This is a genomic window from Providencia sp. PROV252, from assembly GCF_033676005.1.
In the GTDB taxonomy this organism is placed as follows: domain Bacteria; phylum Pseudomonadota; class Gammaproteobacteria; order Enterobacterales; family Enterobacteriaceae; genus Providencia; species Providencia vermicola.
The window spans coordinates 3,867,868-3,883,886 of the sequence record NZ_CP096294.1 but is presented as its reverse complement, the minus strand read 5'-3'; the positions used below and the strand labels follow the sequence as shown (position 1 = coordinate 3,883,886).

Sequence of the window (16,019 nt, the reverse complement as noted above, 5' to 3'; positions counted from 1 at the left end):
GCTTATAGATCGTTATATAATGCAGCCAAATGGCTGCATTATTGTTTTTGGCACGGAAGCGATTATTTCTGCTTCTGTTGCTCTAAGAACTTAACCCCTAGATCAGGGAAGTCGGTAAAGGCACCATCAACATCGGCCTGATTGTATATGATGTCATAAAGCTGTTGCCCATCTTTGGCATATTTAGGTAGTTTATCGACACGAATAGTGAATGGGTGAACCGCCATGTTGTTTTCGTGGGCTTCTTTTACCATACCATTCACTTTGATATTATTTGGAGTGGAATCTTCATTAATTAACATATGATAATCAGGGCCAATACCATCTGCATAAGTTGCAATTTCTTTCATCGCACCTGGTTTCATCATCCAATCGTAATTATAGTTTACCCATGTTCCATCCGGTTTTTTCTCTTGTGTTTCTTCCCAATCGGTATAGGCAATCAATTGAACTAATTTAAGGTTCATCCCCATTTCAGGCATTAATGTGTTTTTGATGCGTTTTAGATCATTGGGATCAAAAGATTGCAGATAAACATTCGAGTCTTTATCTGTGTAACCATACGCTTTTAACACCTCTAGGGTTTTCTTGGTAATATCTTTGCCTTCTTGCTGGTGGAACCAAGGCGCTTTAATTTCTGGATAAATACCAATATTTTTGCCCGTTGATTTGTTCAAGCCTTGAACAAACTCAATTTCTTCTTGGAAGGTGTGAACACGGAAATCAGATTTACCCATAGGGAAACGGTTCGGATAGCTTTGGACTTTCTTACCATCAACAATATCGAACCCTTCTGTGAACTTCAGGGATTTAATTTCTGGCAGCGTAAAGTCAATCGCATAATAACGGCCATCTTTTCGTGCGCGATCGGGGAATCGCTCAGCCACATCTGTTACGCGGTCAAGATAATGGTCATGTAGCACAACCAGCTCATTATCTTTCGTCATCACTAAATCTTGTTCTAGAAAATCTGCACCTTGTGCATAAGCCATCGCTTTAGCGGGTAAGGTGTGTTCAGGTAAGTAACCACTTGCACCACGATGGGCAATGACCACTTTGTTTGTCGCTTGCGCGGCTGCGGACACTGACATCACTAAAACCATACTTGCCACCAACGTTTTTAATGGAAAGCTCATGATTATATCTCCTTGGCACTTTTTGGATAAAAAAAAGGCTATATCATTATGATATAGCCCTCAGGTTTAGCGTTTATTCATAAACGAAATGTTTATTGAGAGTTCGCTAATTCGCGTTTGTGTTTGCTTTCGCTAATCATAACGATAAACAGCAGAACAACAGCAAGGGCTGAACCACCAATCATCACAGCGAAACCACCGTCCCAACCGAAGTAGTCAACGGTATAACCAACGATAGCACTTGCAGCTACTGAACCACCGAGGTAGCCGAATAGACCCGTAAAGCCAGCCGCAGTACCTGCTGCTTTTTTCGGTGCAAGTTCAAGGGCGTGCAAGCCAATTAGCATGACAGGGCCATAGATTAAGAAACCGATGATTAACATACAGGCCATATCGATATTTGGGTTACCTGCTGGGTTCATCCAGAACACGATAGTCGCGATGGTGACAAGAACCATGAAGAATACACCTGTTGCGCCACGGTTACCGCGGAACACTTTATCCGACATCCAACCACATAATAGTGTGCCTGGGATACCAGCGTATTCATATAAGAAGTAAGCCCATGAAGATTTATCCATTGCGAAGTGTTTCACTTCACGCAGATAAGTTGGTGACCAGTCAAGAACACCATAACGTAATAAGTATACGAATACGTTAGCAATCGCAATCATCCATAACAGTTTGTTCGGGAAAACATACTTCATGAAGATTTCTTTTGCAGTCAACTCTTGTTCATCAGATGCTTTATAGTCTGTTGGATAGTCGTTTTTGTACTCTTCAATTGGAGGAAGACCACAAGATTGCGGGGTATCGCGCATTAACGCAAATGCAATGATTGCAACGAGGATAGCAGCCAATGCAGGCATATACAGTGCGGCTTTCCAGTCGTTAAACCATGCCATACCTAACATGAATAGTAATGGCGGGATACCACCACCGACGTTGTGTGCACAGTTCCAAACCGAAACGATACCACCACGTTCTTTTTGTGACCACCAGTGAACCATGGTACGTCCACAAGGAGGCCAACCCATACCTTGGAACCAACCACAAAGGAACAGTAATACGAACATTACCATTATGCTCGATGTCGCCCATGGCACGAAGCCCATGATCAACATCACTGCGGAGGCTAGTATCAAACCAGCAGGTAGGAAGTAACGAGGGTTCGCGCGGTCAGAGAATGACCCCATGATAAATTTAGAAAAACCGTAAGCAATTGAAATTCCTGATAAGGCGAAACCTAAGTCACCTTTAGAAAACCCTTGCTCAACAAGGTATGGCATTGCTAAGGCAAAGTTCTTTCGGACGAGATAATACGCTGCGTAACCAAAGAAAATACCCATGAAGATCTGCCAACGAAGCTTACGATAGACGGGGTCTATCTTATCAGCTGGCAGCCTCTCTATATGAGGTGCTGGTTTAAAAATGCTTAACATATACGCCTCCGATGGCATGCTAATATTTATTTACACTTGATCGCTCTCGGTGCTGAGAAAGATTGAGTGTTTATTATTGGTGAAGTAACAAAAACGAAAACAATCGAGTAATTTAAGAGCTTTTATTTTCTTAATTGCTCTAAATTGTAGTCATTAAAAAACAATTTATCTGTAATCCAACGCACAATTATTGATTTTGTTTATGAAGTTGCATAGTAAATGACATTTGTGAATGGAATGGAACTAGAAATGTTAATTATTTTGTGATTTTCATCACGATTCTGTTCTTTTTAACCCTAAAAATGTACAGATCGCTTTCGTTTTTGTTCCTTATCAAACATTGAGCACGTTTCTGGTCTATATTTAATAATAGATTATAAAAATAGAATCTATACTTATCGATTATAGAAATTATTTATTAATGTGAGGAATGTGACATGAATGGCTCATCTGTGACTGAAACGGATGTCATCATTATCGGTGGTGGCGCAACAGGTGCAGGAGTCGCTCGTGACTGCGCTCGCCGAGGTTTAAGAACCGTTTTACTCGAAAGGCATGACATTGCGACTGGTGCAACAGGGCGTAACCATGGATTACTTCATAGTGGTGCACGTTATGCAGTTACCGACGGTGAATCTGCCAGAGAATGTATTGAAGAGAACAAAATCTTAAAGCGAATTGCTCATCATTGTATTGAGCGAACGGATGGTTTGTTTATTACATTGCCTGAAGATAGCCTCGATTATCAGCAGAAATTTATCACGGCTTGCCAAAGTGCAGGTATTGACGCTAATGCCATTGACCCTGCAGAAGCTATCCGTCTTGAGCCATCAGTTAACCCCGCATTAATTGGTGCTGTTCGCGTGCCCGATGGCACCGTAGACCCATTCCGCTTAACGGCTGCAAATATGTTAGATGCCAGAGAACATGGTGCAAAAGTACTGACTTACCATGAGGTTATTGGCCTTATTCGCGATGGTGATACTGTTCGCGGTGTGACAGTTTACGACCATCAGGTAAAAAAACAGTATGACATTTACGCAGAAATTGTCGTTAACGCAGGCGGGATCTGGGGACAAAAAATTGCCGAATACGGTGAGTTAAAAATTAAAATGTTCCCTGCAAAAGGGGCATTGCTCATTTTAGGTCATCGGCTAAATAACATGGTGATCAACCGCTGCCGTAAGCCTGCGGATGCGGACATTTTAGTGCCTGGCGATACAATTTCGCTGATTGGAACGACTTCCACACACATTGAATATGACCAAATCGACAATATGTATGTCACCCCAGAAGAGGTTGATATTCTTATTCGTGAAGGTTCGATGTTATCACCCGCATTGGCGACAACGCGCATTTTACGCGCCTATGCAGGCGTTCGTCCCTTAGTAGCTAGCGATGATGACCCTTCAGGGCGAAATGTGAGCCGTGGAATAGTGCTTTTAGACCATGCGAAACGCGATGGGATGGAAGGCTTTATCACCATTACAGGCGGTAAATTAATGACTTATCGACTGATGGCAGAATGGGCAACGGATAAAGTCTGTGAAAAACTCGGTCATTCAGCAAAATGTACAACGGCTGAAGCTGCACTGCCAGGTTCTCAACACAGCGCGGAAGAAGCCTTGCGCAACGTGGTTTCTATACCTGCACCAATTCGTGGTTCTGCGGTTTACCGCCACGGTGACCGTGCTTCCGCTATTTTAAGTACCGATCGTTTAGATAAAAGTTTAGTGTGCGAATGTGAAGCTGTAACGGCAGGAGAAGTACGTTATGCCGTCAATTCGCTCACTGTAAACAATTTATTGGATTTACGTCGCCGTACCCGCGTTGGGATGGGAACTTGCCAAGGAGAGCTGTGTGCTTGTCGAGCGGCAGGTTTACTCAATCGGTTTAATGTCACGACACCGCATGAAACTGAGCAGCAACTTGGTCATTTTCTCAATGAGCGTTGGAAGGGCGTTCGCCCCATCGCTTGGGGGGATGCATTGCGCGAAAGCGAGTTTACCAGTTGGGTTTATCATGGGTTATGTGGGATGAATGAAGCCACATTAGGCAAAGCATCTCAGAAGGAGGCGGATAATGAAATATGATGTGGTTGTGATGGGAGGTGGCCTCGCGGGGCTGCTTTGCGGTATTCGCCTAACCCAGTCTGGTCTATCTTGTGCGATGGTGAGTGCTGGGCAAAATGCGCTGCATTTTTCATCGGGTTCATTGGATTTATTAACGCATTTACCTGATGGCCAAATTGCAGAAAAACCACTGACAATGCTTAGTGAGTTAAAATCGCAAGCACCTTTTCACCCCTATAGTTTGATGGGGGAAAATCAAGTGACTGAGCTGGCTAGAATGGCAGAATCCATCTTGCAGCAAACGGGAATTCGCTTAAAAGGTTCTTGCGAAGAAAATCATTATCGCATCACACCGTTAGGCCATAAACGCATGACGTGGCTGAGCCCTGAGTCAGTCCCTACCATTGGCTTACATCAAAAAATGGATGTCAGCAAAATTGCCGTTGTCGGTATTGAAGGGTTCTTGGATTTTCAGCCACAAATGGTAGCCGATGAGTTACAACGAGAAGGAATACAGGCAAGTGCTCATTATGTGCATTTGCCTCTACTTGACCGACTGCGCGAAAACCCAAGTGAGTTTAGAGCGATTAATGTCGCTCGTTGGCTCGACAGACCCGAAAACATGGACCAAATCGTTGGGGAGATTTCGCCATTAATTGCTGATGCCGAAGCTGTTTTTATGCCTGCTTGTATAGGGCTGGACAGCGAACAGCCAATGTTGGAATTACAGAAACGATTAGGTAAGCAACTGTATTTATTACCCACTTTACCACCTTCATTATTAGGTATTCGCCTGCATGAGATGCTATTACGTCAATTTCGTCGCCAAGGTGGGATTGTCATGCCAGGGGACAAAGTGACATCGGTAAATCATTCAGAAGGCCGTATTGAATCTGTGCAGACTCGCAATCACGGGGATATTTCGCTCAAGGCTAAACATTTTGTGTTGGCAACGGGGAGCTTCTTTAATAATGGTTTAGTCGCTGAGTTTGACCGTGTGTATGAACCGCTGATGAATTTAGATTTGTGTGAAATTTCAGAACGTGCGAAATGGACCAATCAAGAGTTTTTTGCTTCCCAACCTTATATGGCCTTTGGTGTGAAAACAGATGAAAATCTGCGGGCTCAAAAAGCGGGAAAAGCGATTGAAAACCTGTATGTTGCAGGAGCGGTACTTGGTGGCTTTGACCCATTAACCCAAGGCTGCGGTGCGGGGGTTTCAATGATTAGCGCATTATTTGCCGCGAATGAAATCATTAATGAAGTGAGTAAAAACAAAGCGATGCAGGTGGAGGTGGCACAATGAGTATTCAAGATGCAAGCTTTGAAAGCTGTATTAAATGCACGGTATGCACGACATATTGCCCCGTCGCGAAAGTGAATCCATTGTATCCGGGCCCAAAACAAGCGGGGCCAGACGGTGAGCGTTTACGCTTAAAAGACCCGATGCTCTATGATGAAGCTCTTAAATATTGTACTAACTGTAAACGTTGTGAAGTTGCTTGCCCATCGGATGTAAAAATTGGCGATATTATTGCCCGTGCAAGAAATACCTATAGCCAGCAAAAACCGAAAATCCGCGATGCAATCCTCAGCCATACGGATTTAATGGGCTCACTTTCTACGCCATTTGCTCCCGTGGTAAATACTATTACAGGGTTAAAACCTGTTCGCCAAATTTTGGATAAGGCGTTAAAAATAGACCATCGCCGTGAATTGCCTAAATATTCATTTGGGACATTCCGTCGTTGGTATTCTAAGCAAGCGGCAGAACAAGCTAAATTTGAAGAGCAGGTTGCGTTTTTCCATGGTTGCTATGTCAATTATAATCACCCGCAGTTAGGGAAAGACTTAATTAAAGTCTTTAATGGGATGAATATTGGTGTGCAACTGCTTAAACGTGAAAAATGCTGTGGTGTTGCATTGATTGCTAACGGTTTTATGAAACAAGCGAAACGCCAAGCTAACGTTAACTTAGAATCACTCCAAGAAACGATCTTAGAAAAACATATACCTGTGGTCGCAACATCGTCGACGTGTACATTTACAATCCGTGATGAATATACCCATGTATTGGATGTAGATACCTCAGAAATGCGTGACAATATCGAGCTGGCAACGCGTTATATTTACCGTCTTTTAGAGCAGGGGCGAGAGCTTAAGTTGAAACACACACCATTAAAAGTCGCCTACCATACTCCATGCCACATGGAAAAAATGGGTTGGACATCTTATACGCTAGAGTTAATAAAACGCGTGCCTGGTGTTGAGTTAATAGTACTTGATTCCCAGTGCTGTGGTATTGCAGGGACTTACGGGTTTAAGAAAGAGAATTATGAAGTTTCACAAGGCATTGGTGCAGGGCTATTCCGCCAGATAGAGGAAAGTGGGGCTGATATGGTCATTACAGACTGTGAAACCTGTAAATGGCAAATTGAGATGTCCACAAGTAAGAAATGTGAGCACCCAATTTCACTCTTAGCAAAAGCATTATAGTTAACTGAATTGTAGGGTTGTTATTCTTTGTTTTAGCTGAGTTTAACCCAGTTGGAGATAGCATTTCGCTATCTCCTTTTTTATGCTTAATGTTGACGAATTAATTGTTTTTTTTCTGAATTTGCAAAGAAGTATTTCAAGATGAAATTCAGTAAAACGCCATAAGCAGGTAAGAAAAAGAGCATACAAATAAGTAACTTAAAGACGTAATCGACTAACGCGATTTCCACCCAGTTTGCCGCCATAAATGGGTCACTACTGCGGAAAAAGGCGATAAAGAAGAAAGCGATGGTATCAATTAAATTACCAAAAAACATGGCGCAAGCAGGTGCAACATACCAGCGTGCATTTTGACGTAATTTATTGAAAACGCTGACATCTAATATTTGCCCAAGTACATATGCCATAAAACTTGCGGCAGCAATACGCGCAACGAATATATTAAACTCAGAGAGCGCAGTAAAACCTTGCCATTCACCTTGAAAAAATAGCGCAGAAATAACATAGGAAATCAGCAGTGCAGGCAACATGACTGCCGTAATAATTCGCCGAGCAAGCGGTGCGCCATAGATACGGACGGTTAAGTCAGTGGCCAAAAAGATAAAGGGAAAGGTAAACGCGCCCCAAGTGGTATGGAAGCCGAAAATATTAATCGGCAACTGCACAAGGTAGTTACTGGATGTAATAATTAAAATATGAAATAAAGATAGCCAAATTAACGCAGTGGCTTTTTGCTGCGGAGTAAAATCAAACATATTGTACCTTTTTAGTCGCAATGGGGTGAGGGAACCCATGATATTCATCCCTAAATCGGGAGTAGCGCATCATACGCCTGTTGCGCAACAAAAGCAAAACTGTTCATTCATCAACGCGCATTTTATTATATAATCAATCCATTGATTCTTTTAAGAAGTCGTTTATATGTCTGATTTATTTAATAATGCAACCAAAACCCTTGATACACTAGGCTTACGCTGCCCAGAGCCCGTGATGTTAGTGCGTAAAACGGTTCGGAATATGGCCGAAGGCGAGACATTACTGGTTATTGCCGATGACCCTGCAACGACCCGTGATATTCCCGGTTTTTGCCGTTTTATGGAGCATGACTTGCTGGCGGTTGAAGCTGAAAGCGCCCCTTACCGTTATTTGTTACGTAAAAAAGCCAGCGGATTATAGGTTATAGTGCTGGTTGAGCGCTTGAGCCAACAAGGGAACAACCCGTTGAAATTCATCGCGTAAGTCCTTGTGTTTCATCGCAAGCTCCATGACGGCAACTTTGCGATGATTGACGAGTTCATCATCAATAACCGTGATATCAACAATGGGAAATGTTTTGCTATATAAATCTGATGCGACATCTGGCCAACGAAAGTAATGTGTCCAAGGTTGAGCATATGGATAAGGGCTCACTTTTCCGTGGTAAAATAATACAGGTACAACTAACGGTAAGTCTTTATTGCCTTGTTGTAGATGTTGATTCATGGCTAAAAAGCGTAATGCATCAACCGCCATCCCCTTAGCTTATCTGGCGATGATTGGTGCTCAACTAACATATAAATATACCCATCACCTTGCTGTGTTTCGACGGTATACAAGACATCTGAGAAACGCGAATACAGCTGTTTATCAATAAAAAATGTGTTGGTTATCGCTAATGTGTCGAAATGGCATAATTGCTTAATATGGGGGAAGGTGGATATCAAAAAAGTCACGCGCATTATCTACTTTAGACATAAACCCTTTAAAGGCGGCGTCATTGGGTGTTGAATCACGCTGTTTTACCATATTGATTTCCCACTTAACAAATAGCTTGCTTACGTGGGTAATTTTACGCAACTTTCGGACTCACGGATAAAAAGTTTGTCCTAAAATTATGGATGAGATGGTAATTAACTAATTGTAATAATTGATTATATTAAGTTGTGATTCGAAAAAAAAAGCGCCACATTGGGCGCTTTGCTTAGTTGATGAAACACTACTTTTTCACTTGAGGTAATTTTACTCGAAGTAACCGTACAGCATTCGCGGTTACAAGTGCGGTTGCACCTGAGTCCGCAAGCACTGCTACCCAAAGTCCAGTGATCCCGAGTAAACTTGTGACTAAAAATACGCCTTTTAGCCCAAGCGCTATCGTGATGTTTTCACGGATAATTTTCCGCGTTGCACGGGATAGCGCAATAATTTCTGGTAAGCCTGTTAAACGGTTATGAGTTAAAGCGGCATCCGCGGTTTCTAACGCAACGTCAGTACCACTACCCATTGCCACACCAATGCTCGACGCTTTCATTGCAGGGGCATCGTTAATGCCATCACCGACCATCATGGTGCTATGGTTACGGTTCAGCTCCATAACTGCGGTGACTTTATCTTCTGGTAGTAAACCCGCACGGAACTCCATACCTAATTGGCCTGCAATTGCTCCCGCAGCACGCGGGTTATCCCCCGTTAACATGACGGCATTGACATTGAGCGCTTTGAGCATGCTCATCGCATCAGTGGCATCTGTGCGTAATGTGTCTTGTAGCGCAGTTAAACCAATAACTCGGTTATCTTCCAATGTGACAACGACCGTTTTACCTTCAGCTTCCAATGCTTCAACTTTGCTTTGCCATTCATTTTCTAATGGCGTCTCTAAGCGATTCGGTGCACTGACTAGTATGTGCTTATTATTCAGGAACCCTTCGACACCTTTTCCTGCAAGCGCTTTACGGTCTTGTGCTTCAGTTACAGCTAAAGAGAGCTCTTCTGCTTTATTTACCACTGCTTTTGCCAATGGGTGGTGTGAGCCAACTTCAACAGATGCTGTGATTTGGACTAACTCACTTTCGGTCATTCCATCAACAGGAACCAAGTTAGTGACGTGGGGTTTACCTTCCGTCAGCGTACCTGTTTTATCTAATGCGATAGTGGTGATGGTACCGAGTTGCTCAAGTGCTGCGCCACCCTTAATCAATGCACCGCGACGTGTTGCTGTTGCAAGGGCTGAGGTTATTGCCGCAGGCGTTGATATCACAAGCGCACATGGACAACCAATTAAGAGTAATGTTAAACCGCGGTAGATCCATGTTTCCCAAGGTGCAGAAAAGAAAATTGGTGGGATAATAATCACTAACGCTGAAATTAACATGATAATCGGCGTATAAATACGGCTGAAGCGGTCGATAAAGCGCTCAATAGGTGCACGGCGTTCTTCTGCTTCTTCAATCAGCTGCAAAATACGGTCAATCGCGTTCTGGCCTTGCTCTGAAACCACTTTCATTTGAACTGCACGGTCAACGGATAAGCAACCTGCTGCGACTTTTTCACCTGCGTTGCGTTCAACAGGAACGGATTCCCCTGTTAGTGCACTTTCATCAAAGCTCGCAAAACCTGAAACTAACACGGCATCCGTTGGTAAACGCCCGCCTGGTGCGACTTCAATAATGTCCCCAGGGCGCAGTTGTGCAACAGGAACTGTGGTTTTTTGCCCATCTTTAATGAGAATTGCATCTTCTGGAACCAGAGCCATTAATGCGCTGACCCCGCGACGAGCTCGACCTGCCGAATAGGACTCGAGCATTTCTCCTAGCATAAACAGTAAGATAACCATAGCGGCTTCTTCTGTAGCTTGAATAAAAATTGCCCCTACAGCGGCAACGGTCATCAATGTTTCGATAGCAAAAGGGGTGCCCGTTCGAATTAAACGTAATGACTTACTCGCGATAGGGTATAACCCATATAAGGTGGTTAAAATAAAGGCGATGTTCCCGATTTTCGGGCTAAATGCTTCAATTCCCCAGCTGATTGCCATCAATATTGCTAAGATAATGACTGGCTTAGCTTCGCTCAGTAAGCTTTGTGGTGGTGCAATAGCCGCCGCGTTATTACTACCGACTTCGAGTAATTCATAGCCAGCAGCTTCTACGGTAGAACGAACCGCTGCACTGATGTTAGTATTTGCATCAACCACTAATTTTTCAGTAGCAAACAAGACCTTGGCTTGTTTGACGTCGCCGATTTGGCCAACAGCATTTTCAATTTTATTGGCGCAGCTTGGGCAATCCATCCCACGGATAATCCAGCTAAAACGCTGCCCAGCGGCTTGCAAAGGTTCAACTTCATCAGTGGTGTTTGCTGTTACTCCACAACTACCACTATGTTGGTGCTCGTGAGCCCCATGGGAATGCTCTCCATGGTTGTGATCTGAGTGACATCCACCACTGTGTCGGTGGGATTCCTCATCGTCATCAGGGTGTTTTTTGACGTCGCTATGCTCATGAACATGTGAGTCATTACTCGCCAGTGTACTTTTTTGTGGCACAGTGGATGAACATGCACTTGTGCTTGAACAGCAAGAGCTTGTATGTGTATGATTTTCTTTATGAGAGTGTGAGTGCATAAGCGCCCCCTTATCCAACTATAATGAGTTCCATCACTGATTGTTGATAAGTCTACACTCTGGAGTCTACTCCAGAGTCAAACGAAAAGAGGGAAGCCAACTGATAAAATTCTCAAATAGCATTTTTTATCAATTGGCACTTATTGCAGGAGGCGTTATAAATAAATTGCGCGGACAATAAAAAATTGTCCAAGGAAATATAATGCAGCAACAACCGCTTTTGAGGCTTTGAATGGTAAGCGAAAATGGGCAATTAACCACACGCAGTTAGATAAGAAAAGCAGCGATGCCCCCACCATTATGGAGAAGTTATATTCACGCCCAAGGCCAAAATATTGATCGCCAGCGACCCAAGCCATAATCATACACATGATTAAAGATGCAAAAACAATGGCTTGTAGGTTTTCCAACTTGCCCCAAATAAGAACAAGTGTGATAGCAGCAATAATGAGAGGCGCGGCTAACCAAGGCAAAAATAAACCAAAGTTTAATTGCATACCAAAGCTAATCGTGTAAATCAGGTAGCTAAGGAACATGAGGGTGACAGAAGTTAGTAAGTGTTCACTTGAAAACATTCGTGAGAGATCTGCAATCAGTGAAACCAACAACCCACCAAGAATAAGGTAATTTTGTAGATTTAAATCATCGGAACTCCAGCCCCAAAAAAGTAACAATAACAGCGTGATAGGGCGGAATAACCAACGTTGCCATCCTGGACCGCGATAGGCCGCATCGACATATAACCAGCCAGAAAAAAGCACTGCAAGAAATGGCCAACTAATCATACACATATCCTTATAAGTTCAATAAATGAAACGACAAAGGGTCGCTCACTGAGATAACGTGTTCTGTTTCTACAAATAAGATAAACTATAGTTAGGAACTTTTTAAGCGAAATGCACAAATTATGAATAAACCAATATTATTGATTATCGTTATTGCAATCATTGCCGTGCTTGCGACTAAACGTTTTTTTGACCAACGCAAGCAAAATGAAATCAACGATAATTCTTTACCTGTTAGTTACTTAGTAAAAGTAGATAACAAAAAAGATTATCCTTATCCCAATATGCGTTCCCGAGAACGTGATGTGGTTTCCCCTGAAACTTTTCGCTACGAGATTTATTTTAAAACGTTATCCAGTGGCGAAGTGATTAAATCCATTGTAACAGAAGAACAATATCGCGGTGTTGAGTTAGGTCGAGAAGGTAAACTCACTCTACAAGGAACGCGTTTTATCCGTTTTGAGCCAAATTAACTTATTGCCCTGATTGTTTTTTTTTCGCTTCGTCTAAGGCAGCCTTGGTTTTTTTCTGCATCGCTAACATTTCGAATACCCCAAAGAAAAAGATGCGAGTTTGCACTAAACCTGAAATTTTTTCGCCTTTAGGTAATGTGGCTTTTAGGAAAATGGTTTGCAATGCATGCATGAAAATCATAAAGACCATTGCGATATCCATAAAATATTTCAATGGCTTAGGAAATGGGTGGATCAAGTTGAATACCATAAAACCCCAAACGCAAATCATAAGCAGGCGACCAACGTTAATTAACATACTTTTTTCCTAAAGTGAGGTTCGAATAAATAAGCGATAGGCAACTTGGCCCGCAATTTTTTCACGATGAAGCTGCCAGTTTGCTGGAAGGTCAGTAAGTGGTGACTCCGCTTCTGACTCTACGTATACCCAGCTTTCGTCTGCTAACCATTGGTTTTTTTCGAGTAATTGAATTGTTTCAGTGAGCAAGCCTTTACGAAATGGAGGGTCAATAAATACCACGTCAAAAGGGCTTCCCTGTTGGCTTAATACGGTCAGGCTACTGTTATTAATAACGGTTGCATCCTCTGCCTGTAAACGCGCTTTATTTTCAGTGAGCAATTGTGAGTTTTGTTTATCCAGCTCAATAAATGTGACGTTTTGCGCAAAACGTGAAAGCGCCTCAAAACCGAGTGAGCCACTTCCTGCAAAGCAATCAAGGCAGCGCGCATCACGAATAACTGGCATTAACCAATTAAATAATGTTTCTTTGATGCGGTCTGTAGTTGGACGTAAGCCCTCACTATCACGGACTGGTAACTTTCTACCACGCCACTTCCCACCAATAATACGAATTTGCCCTAAAGGGGCTGATTGTGGTTTTCTTGCCATAATATGTATTGCTACTTAGCTAATTGTGTACTTAAAAATGATTGTTACCATTGTATACCTGTCAGGCGATAAGTTGCAGTGTTGTTATCCCCAATTGGCTGAATTTCGATTATAGCGTGTCGTTTTCACAGTTTTAACATAAAAATTCCGATTAAATTGTCAGGATTTTTCTTTCAGATATGTGTTGCGAGGCGATGAAATGATAGACTGCATGTAATTTGATTGCGATTTGATTATCGAGCGCCATATTTTTACCGCGAGGAGTGTAGTGGCAGATGGCTAAAGACAAGAAAAAAGGCTTTTTTTCATGGCTAGGTTTTGGTCGTAAAGATGAAGAAGAGACTCAAAAACAACAAGCTCAGCAGGAAGAAGCTGCAAATGAGGTTGAAAATCAACACCCTGTAGAAGATGCCGCTGCCTCAGAAGCAGAACGTCAATACCAAGCGGAGCAAGCTGCGATTAAAGCAGCAGAGGATGAAGCTGAGCGCCAGTATGAAGCGCAACAAGCCGCAATAGAAGCCGCAACAGAACAAGCAGAACTTGAACGTAAGGCTCAGCTAGAGGCGATCCAAGCTGCGCAAGAGCAAGCAGAACGTGAGCGTTTTGCAGCAGAAGAAGCGCGTTTAGCTGAAGAAAAGGCAGAGCGTGATCGCCAAGAAGAAGCGGCTCAACGCCTTGCTGAAGAAGAGTTAGAGCGTCAGCGTGAAGCTGAATTGGCTGCGGTCAAGGCCGCAGAAGACGCAGCAGAGCAGCAACGTCAAGCCGATTTGGCCGCGATTAAAGCAGCAGAGGACAAAGCTGAACGTGAACTGCAAGAAGCTGCCCGTTTAGCCGAAGAGCAAGCAGAGCAAGAACGCCAAGCCGCTGAAGCTGCGCGTTTAGCTGAAGAACAAGCAGAGCAAGAACGCCAAGCTGCGGAAGCCGCGCGTTTAGCCGAAGAGCAAGCGGAACAAGAACGCCAAGCCGCGGAAGCTGCGCGTTTAGCGGAAGAACAAGCAGAGCAAGAGCGCCAAGCTGCGGAAGCTGCGCGTTTAGCGGAAGAACAAGCAGAGCAAGAACGCCAAGCTGCGGAAGCTGCGCGTTTAGCCGAAGAGCAAGCGGAACAAGAACGCCAAGCCGCGGAAGCTGCGCGTTTAGCTGAAGAGCAAGCGGAACAAGAACGCCAAGCCGCGGAAGCTGTGCGTTTAGCGGAAGAACAAGCAGAGCAAGAGCGTCAAGCTGCGGAAGCTGCGCGTTTAGCCGAAGAGCAAGCGGAACAAGAACGCCAAGCTGCGGAAGCCGCGCGTTTAGCCGAAGAGCAAGCAGAACAAGAGCGCCAAGCCGCGGAAGCTGCGCGTTTAGCTGAAGAAGAAGCAGAAGCTGAACGTCTTCGTTTGGAAGAGGAAAAAAATAGTTTATCAAAAGAGCAAGAAAAACCGAAAAAAGAGGGTTTCTTTGCTAGGCTGAAGAAAGGGTTATTAAAAACTCGTCAAAATCTGGGGTCAGGTTTTCTTAGCTTATTTACGGGTAAGAAAATTGACGATGATTTATTTGACGAATTAGAAGAACAGTTGCTAATTGCGGATGTTGGCGTTGAGACAACACGTAAAATTATCGACAACCTCACGGCTCATGCAAGCCGTAAAGATCTCAAAGATGCCGAAGCGCTGTATGGTAAATTGCGTGAGGAAATGTCTGATATTTTAGCGAAAGTCGATAAACCGCTCGTGATCGAAGATAAAAAACCCTATGTTATTCTTATGGTTGGGGTTAATGGTGTCGGTAAAACCACTACGATTGGTAAATTGGCTCGCCAATATCAATCTGAAGGCAAAAGCGTGATGTTGGCTGCGGGGGATACATTCCGTGCTGCTGCGGTAGAGCAATTACAAGTTTGGGGTGAACGCAATAAAATCGCTGTTGTTGCGCAACACACAGGTGCAGATCCAGCGTCTGTTATTTTTGATGCTATTCAGTCTGCCCAAGCCAAAGGTGTAGATGTGTTGATTGCGGATACCGCGGGCCGCTTACAAAATAAATCACATCTGATGGAAGAATTAAAGAAAATCGTCCGAGTAATGAAAAAACTGGATGAAAGCGCACCGCATGAAATTATGTTAACGCTGGATGCGAGCACAGGACAAAATGCGGTGAGTCAGGCGAAACTTTTTGACGAAGCGGTAGGTCTGACAGGTATAACATTGACTAAGCTCGATGGTACAGCAAAAGGTGGCGTAATTTTCTCGATTGCCGATCAATTTGGTATTCCAATTCGTTATATTGGTATCGGTGAAGGGATTGAAGATTTACGTCCATTTAAAGCCGATGACTTTATCGAGGCCCTATTTGCCCGAGAGGAATAATTTTCG

Annotated in this window: 13 protein-coding genes and 1 pseudogene; 6 read left to right on the top strand and 8 right to left on the bottom strand. The window is 43.5% G+C overall.

Annotated features, from left to right (window positions below):
• Positions 1-62: 62 nt before the first annotated feature.
• Together glpQ and glpT are read right to left on the bottom strand one after the other, a co-directional pair.
• Positions 63-1,136 carry a glycerophosphodiester phosphodiesterase gene (gene glpQ / locus M1F05_RS17890; RefSeq protein ID WP_206083485.1) on the bottom strand — a complete coding sequence of 358 codons (1,074 nt, stop codon included), beginning with the start codon at positions 1,134-1,136 and terminating at the stop codon, positions 63-65.
• 92 nt (positions 1,137-1,228) lie between these two features.
• Entirely contained in the window at positions 1,229-2,578 is a 1,350-nt protein-coding gene (gene glpT / locus M1F05_RS17885) for a glycerol-3-phosphate transporter (RefSeq protein WP_206083486.1), read from the bottom strand.
• A gap of 437 nt (positions 2,579-3,015) precedes the next feature.
• Here glpT and glpA point away from each other — a divergent pair, with 437 nt between their 5' ends.
• The 3 genes from glpA to glpC are packed head-to-tail and all read left to right on the top strand — an operon-like array spanning position 3,016 to position 7,146.
• Positions 3,016-4,671, top strand: a complete 1,656-nt coding sequence (gene glpA / locus M1F05_RS17880) for an anaerobic glycerol-3-phosphate dehydrogenase subunit A (RefSeq protein WP_206083487.1) — start codon at positions 3,016-3,018, stop codon at positions 4,669-4,671.
• A complete protein-coding gene (gene glpB, locus M1F05_RS17875) occupies positions 4,661-5,956 on the top strand; it encodes a glycerol-3-phosphate dehydrogenase subunit GlpB (protein ID WP_206083488.1) in 1,296 nt (431 codons plus the stop codon). The genes glpA and glpB overlap by 11 nt, the downstream gene beginning before the upstream one ends.
• Positions 5,953-7,146 carry an anaerobic glycerol-3-phosphate dehydrogenase subunit GlpC gene (gene glpC / locus M1F05_RS17870; RefSeq protein ID WP_206083489.1) on the top strand — a complete coding sequence of 398 codons (1,194 nt, stop codon included), beginning with the start codon at positions 5,953-5,955 and terminating at the stop codon, positions 7,144-7,146. The genes glpB and glpC overlap by 4 nt, the downstream gene beginning before the upstream one ends.
• An 86-nt stretch (positions 7,147-7,232) precedes the next feature.
• Here the strand turns inward: glpC and M1F05_RS17865 are convergent, their stop codons facing one another.
• Positions 7,233-7,901, bottom strand: coding sequence for a 7-cyano-7-deazaguanine/7-aminomethyl-7-deazaguanine transporter (locus M1F05_RS17865; RefSeq protein ID WP_206083490.1), 669 nt, complete (start codon positions 7,899-7,901; stop codon positions 7,233-7,235).
• Between the two features lie 166 nt (positions 7,902-8,067).
• On the opposite strand from M1F05_RS17865, the gene tusA reads away from it, so the two are divergent.
• Positions 8,068-8,322 (top strand): sulfurtransferase TusA, encoded by a 255-nt coding sequence (gene tusA, locus M1F05_RS17860; RefSeq protein WP_206083491.1) that lies wholly within the window; start codon positions 8,068-8,070, stop codon positions 8,320-8,322.
• Here tusA and M1F05_RS17855 read toward each other — a convergent pair.
• The 3 genes and pseudogenes from M1F05_RS17855 to M1F05_RS17845 all read right to left on the bottom strand — a co-directional run.
• Positions 8,323-8,931, bottom strand: a pseudogene (locus M1F05_RS17855) (Rpn family recombination-promoting nuclease/putative transposase); the annotation flags it as partial.
• A gap of 190 nt (positions 8,932-9,121) precedes the next feature.
• Positions 9,122-11,524 carry a zinc/cadmium/mercury/lead-transporting ATPase gene (locus tag M1F05_RS17850; protein ID WP_206083492.1) on the bottom strand — a complete coding sequence of 801 codons (2,403 nt, stop codon included), beginning with the start codon at positions 11,522-11,524 and terminating at the stop codon, positions 9,122-9,124.
• 155 nt (positions 11,525-11,679) lie between these two features.
• Entirely contained in the window at positions 11,680-12,309 is a 630-nt protein-coding gene (locus tag M1F05_RS17845; protein WP_206083493.1) for a lysoplasmalogenase, read from the bottom strand.
• Positions 12,310-12,431: 122 nt separating this feature from the next.
• On the opposite strand from M1F05_RS17845, the gene M1F05_RS17840 reads away from it, so the two are divergent.
• Complete coding sequence (locus tag M1F05_RS17840; protein ID WP_206083494.1) at positions 12,432-12,782, top strand: DUF2500 family protein; 351 nt, start codon at positions 12,432-12,434, stop codon at positions 12,780-12,782.
• 1 nt (position 12,783) lies between these two features.
• On the opposite strand, the gene M1F05_RS17835 is transcribed toward M1F05_RS17840, so the two are convergent.
• Positions 12,784-13,080: a DUF1145 family protein gene (locus tag M1F05_RS17835; RefSeq protein WP_206083495.1), complete on the bottom strand. Its 297-nt coding sequence runs from the start codon at positions 13,078-13,080 to the stop codon at positions 12,784-12,786.
• Between the two features lie 9 nt (positions 13,081-13,089).
• Positions 13,090-13,671, bottom strand: a complete 582-nt coding sequence (gene rsmD / locus M1F05_RS17830) for a 16S rRNA (guanine(966)-N(2))-methyltransferase (RefSeq protein ID WP_206083496.1) — start codon at positions 13,669-13,671, stop codon at positions 13,090-13,092.
• Between the two features lie 275 nt (positions 13,672-13,946).
• Between rsmD and ftsY the strand changes: the two genes are divergently transcribed.
• Entirely contained in the window at positions 13,947-16,013 is a 2,067-nt protein-coding gene (gene ftsY, locus M1F05_RS17825; protein ID WP_206083497.1) for a signal recognition particle-docking protein FtsY, read from the top strand.
• Positions 16,014-16,019: the final 6 nt, after the last annotated feature.

What these genes read in the sequence shown, in the direction of transcription:
- M1F05_RS17865 (WP_206083490.1), bottom strand. Translation starts at nt 7,901, where the DNA reads ATGTTTGATTTTACTCCGCAGCAAAAAGCCACTGCGTTAATTTGGCTA.
- glpB (WP_206083488.1), top strand. Translation starts at nt 4,661, where the DNA reads ATGAAATATGATGTGGTTGTGATGGGAGGTGGCCTCGCGGGGCTGCTT.
- M1F05_RS17850 (WP_206083492.1), bottom strand. Translation starts at nt 11,524, where the DNA reads ATGCACTCACACTCTCATAAAGAAAATCATACACATACAAGCTCTTGC.
- glpQ (WP_206083485.1), bottom strand. Translation starts at nt 1,136, where the DNA reads ATGAGCTTTCCATTAAAAACGTTGGTGGCAAGTATGGTTTTAGTGATG.
- glpA (WP_206083487.1), top strand. Translation starts at nt 3,016, where the DNA reads ATGAATGGCTCATCTGTGACTGAAACGGATGTCATCATTATCGGTGGT.
- ftsY (WP_206083497.1), top strand. Translation starts at nt 13,947, where the DNA reads ATGGCTAAAGACAAGAAAAAAGGCTTTTTTTCATGGCTAGGTTTTGGT.
- M1F05_RS17835 (WP_206083495.1), bottom strand. Translation starts at nt 13,080, where the DNA reads ATGTTAATTAACGTTGGTCGCCTGCTTATGATTTGCGTTTGGGGTTTT.
- tusA (WP_206083491.1), top strand. Translation starts at nt 8,068, where the DNA reads ATGTCTGATTTATTTAATAATGCAACCAAAACCCTTGATACACTAGGC.
- glpC (WP_206083489.1), top strand. Translation starts at nt 5,953, where the DNA reads ATGAGTATTCAAGATGCAAGCTTTGAAAGCTGTATTAAATGCACGGTA.
- M1F05_RS17845 (WP_206083493.1), bottom strand. Translation starts at nt 12,309, where the DNA reads ATGATTAGTTGGCCATTTCTTGCAGTGCTTTTTTCTGGCTGGTTATAT.
- M1F05_RS17840 (WP_206083494.1), top strand. Translation starts at nt 12,432, where the DNA reads ATGAATAAACCAATATTATTGATTATCGTTATTGCAATCATTGCCGTG.
- rsmD (WP_206083496.1), bottom strand. Translation starts at nt 13,671, where the DNA reads ATGGCAAGAAAACCACAATCAGCCCCTTTAGGGCAAATTCGTATTATT.
- glpT (WP_206083486.1), bottom strand. Translation starts at nt 2,578, where the DNA reads ATGTTAAGCATTTTTAAACCAGCACCTCATATAGAGAGGCTGCCAGCT.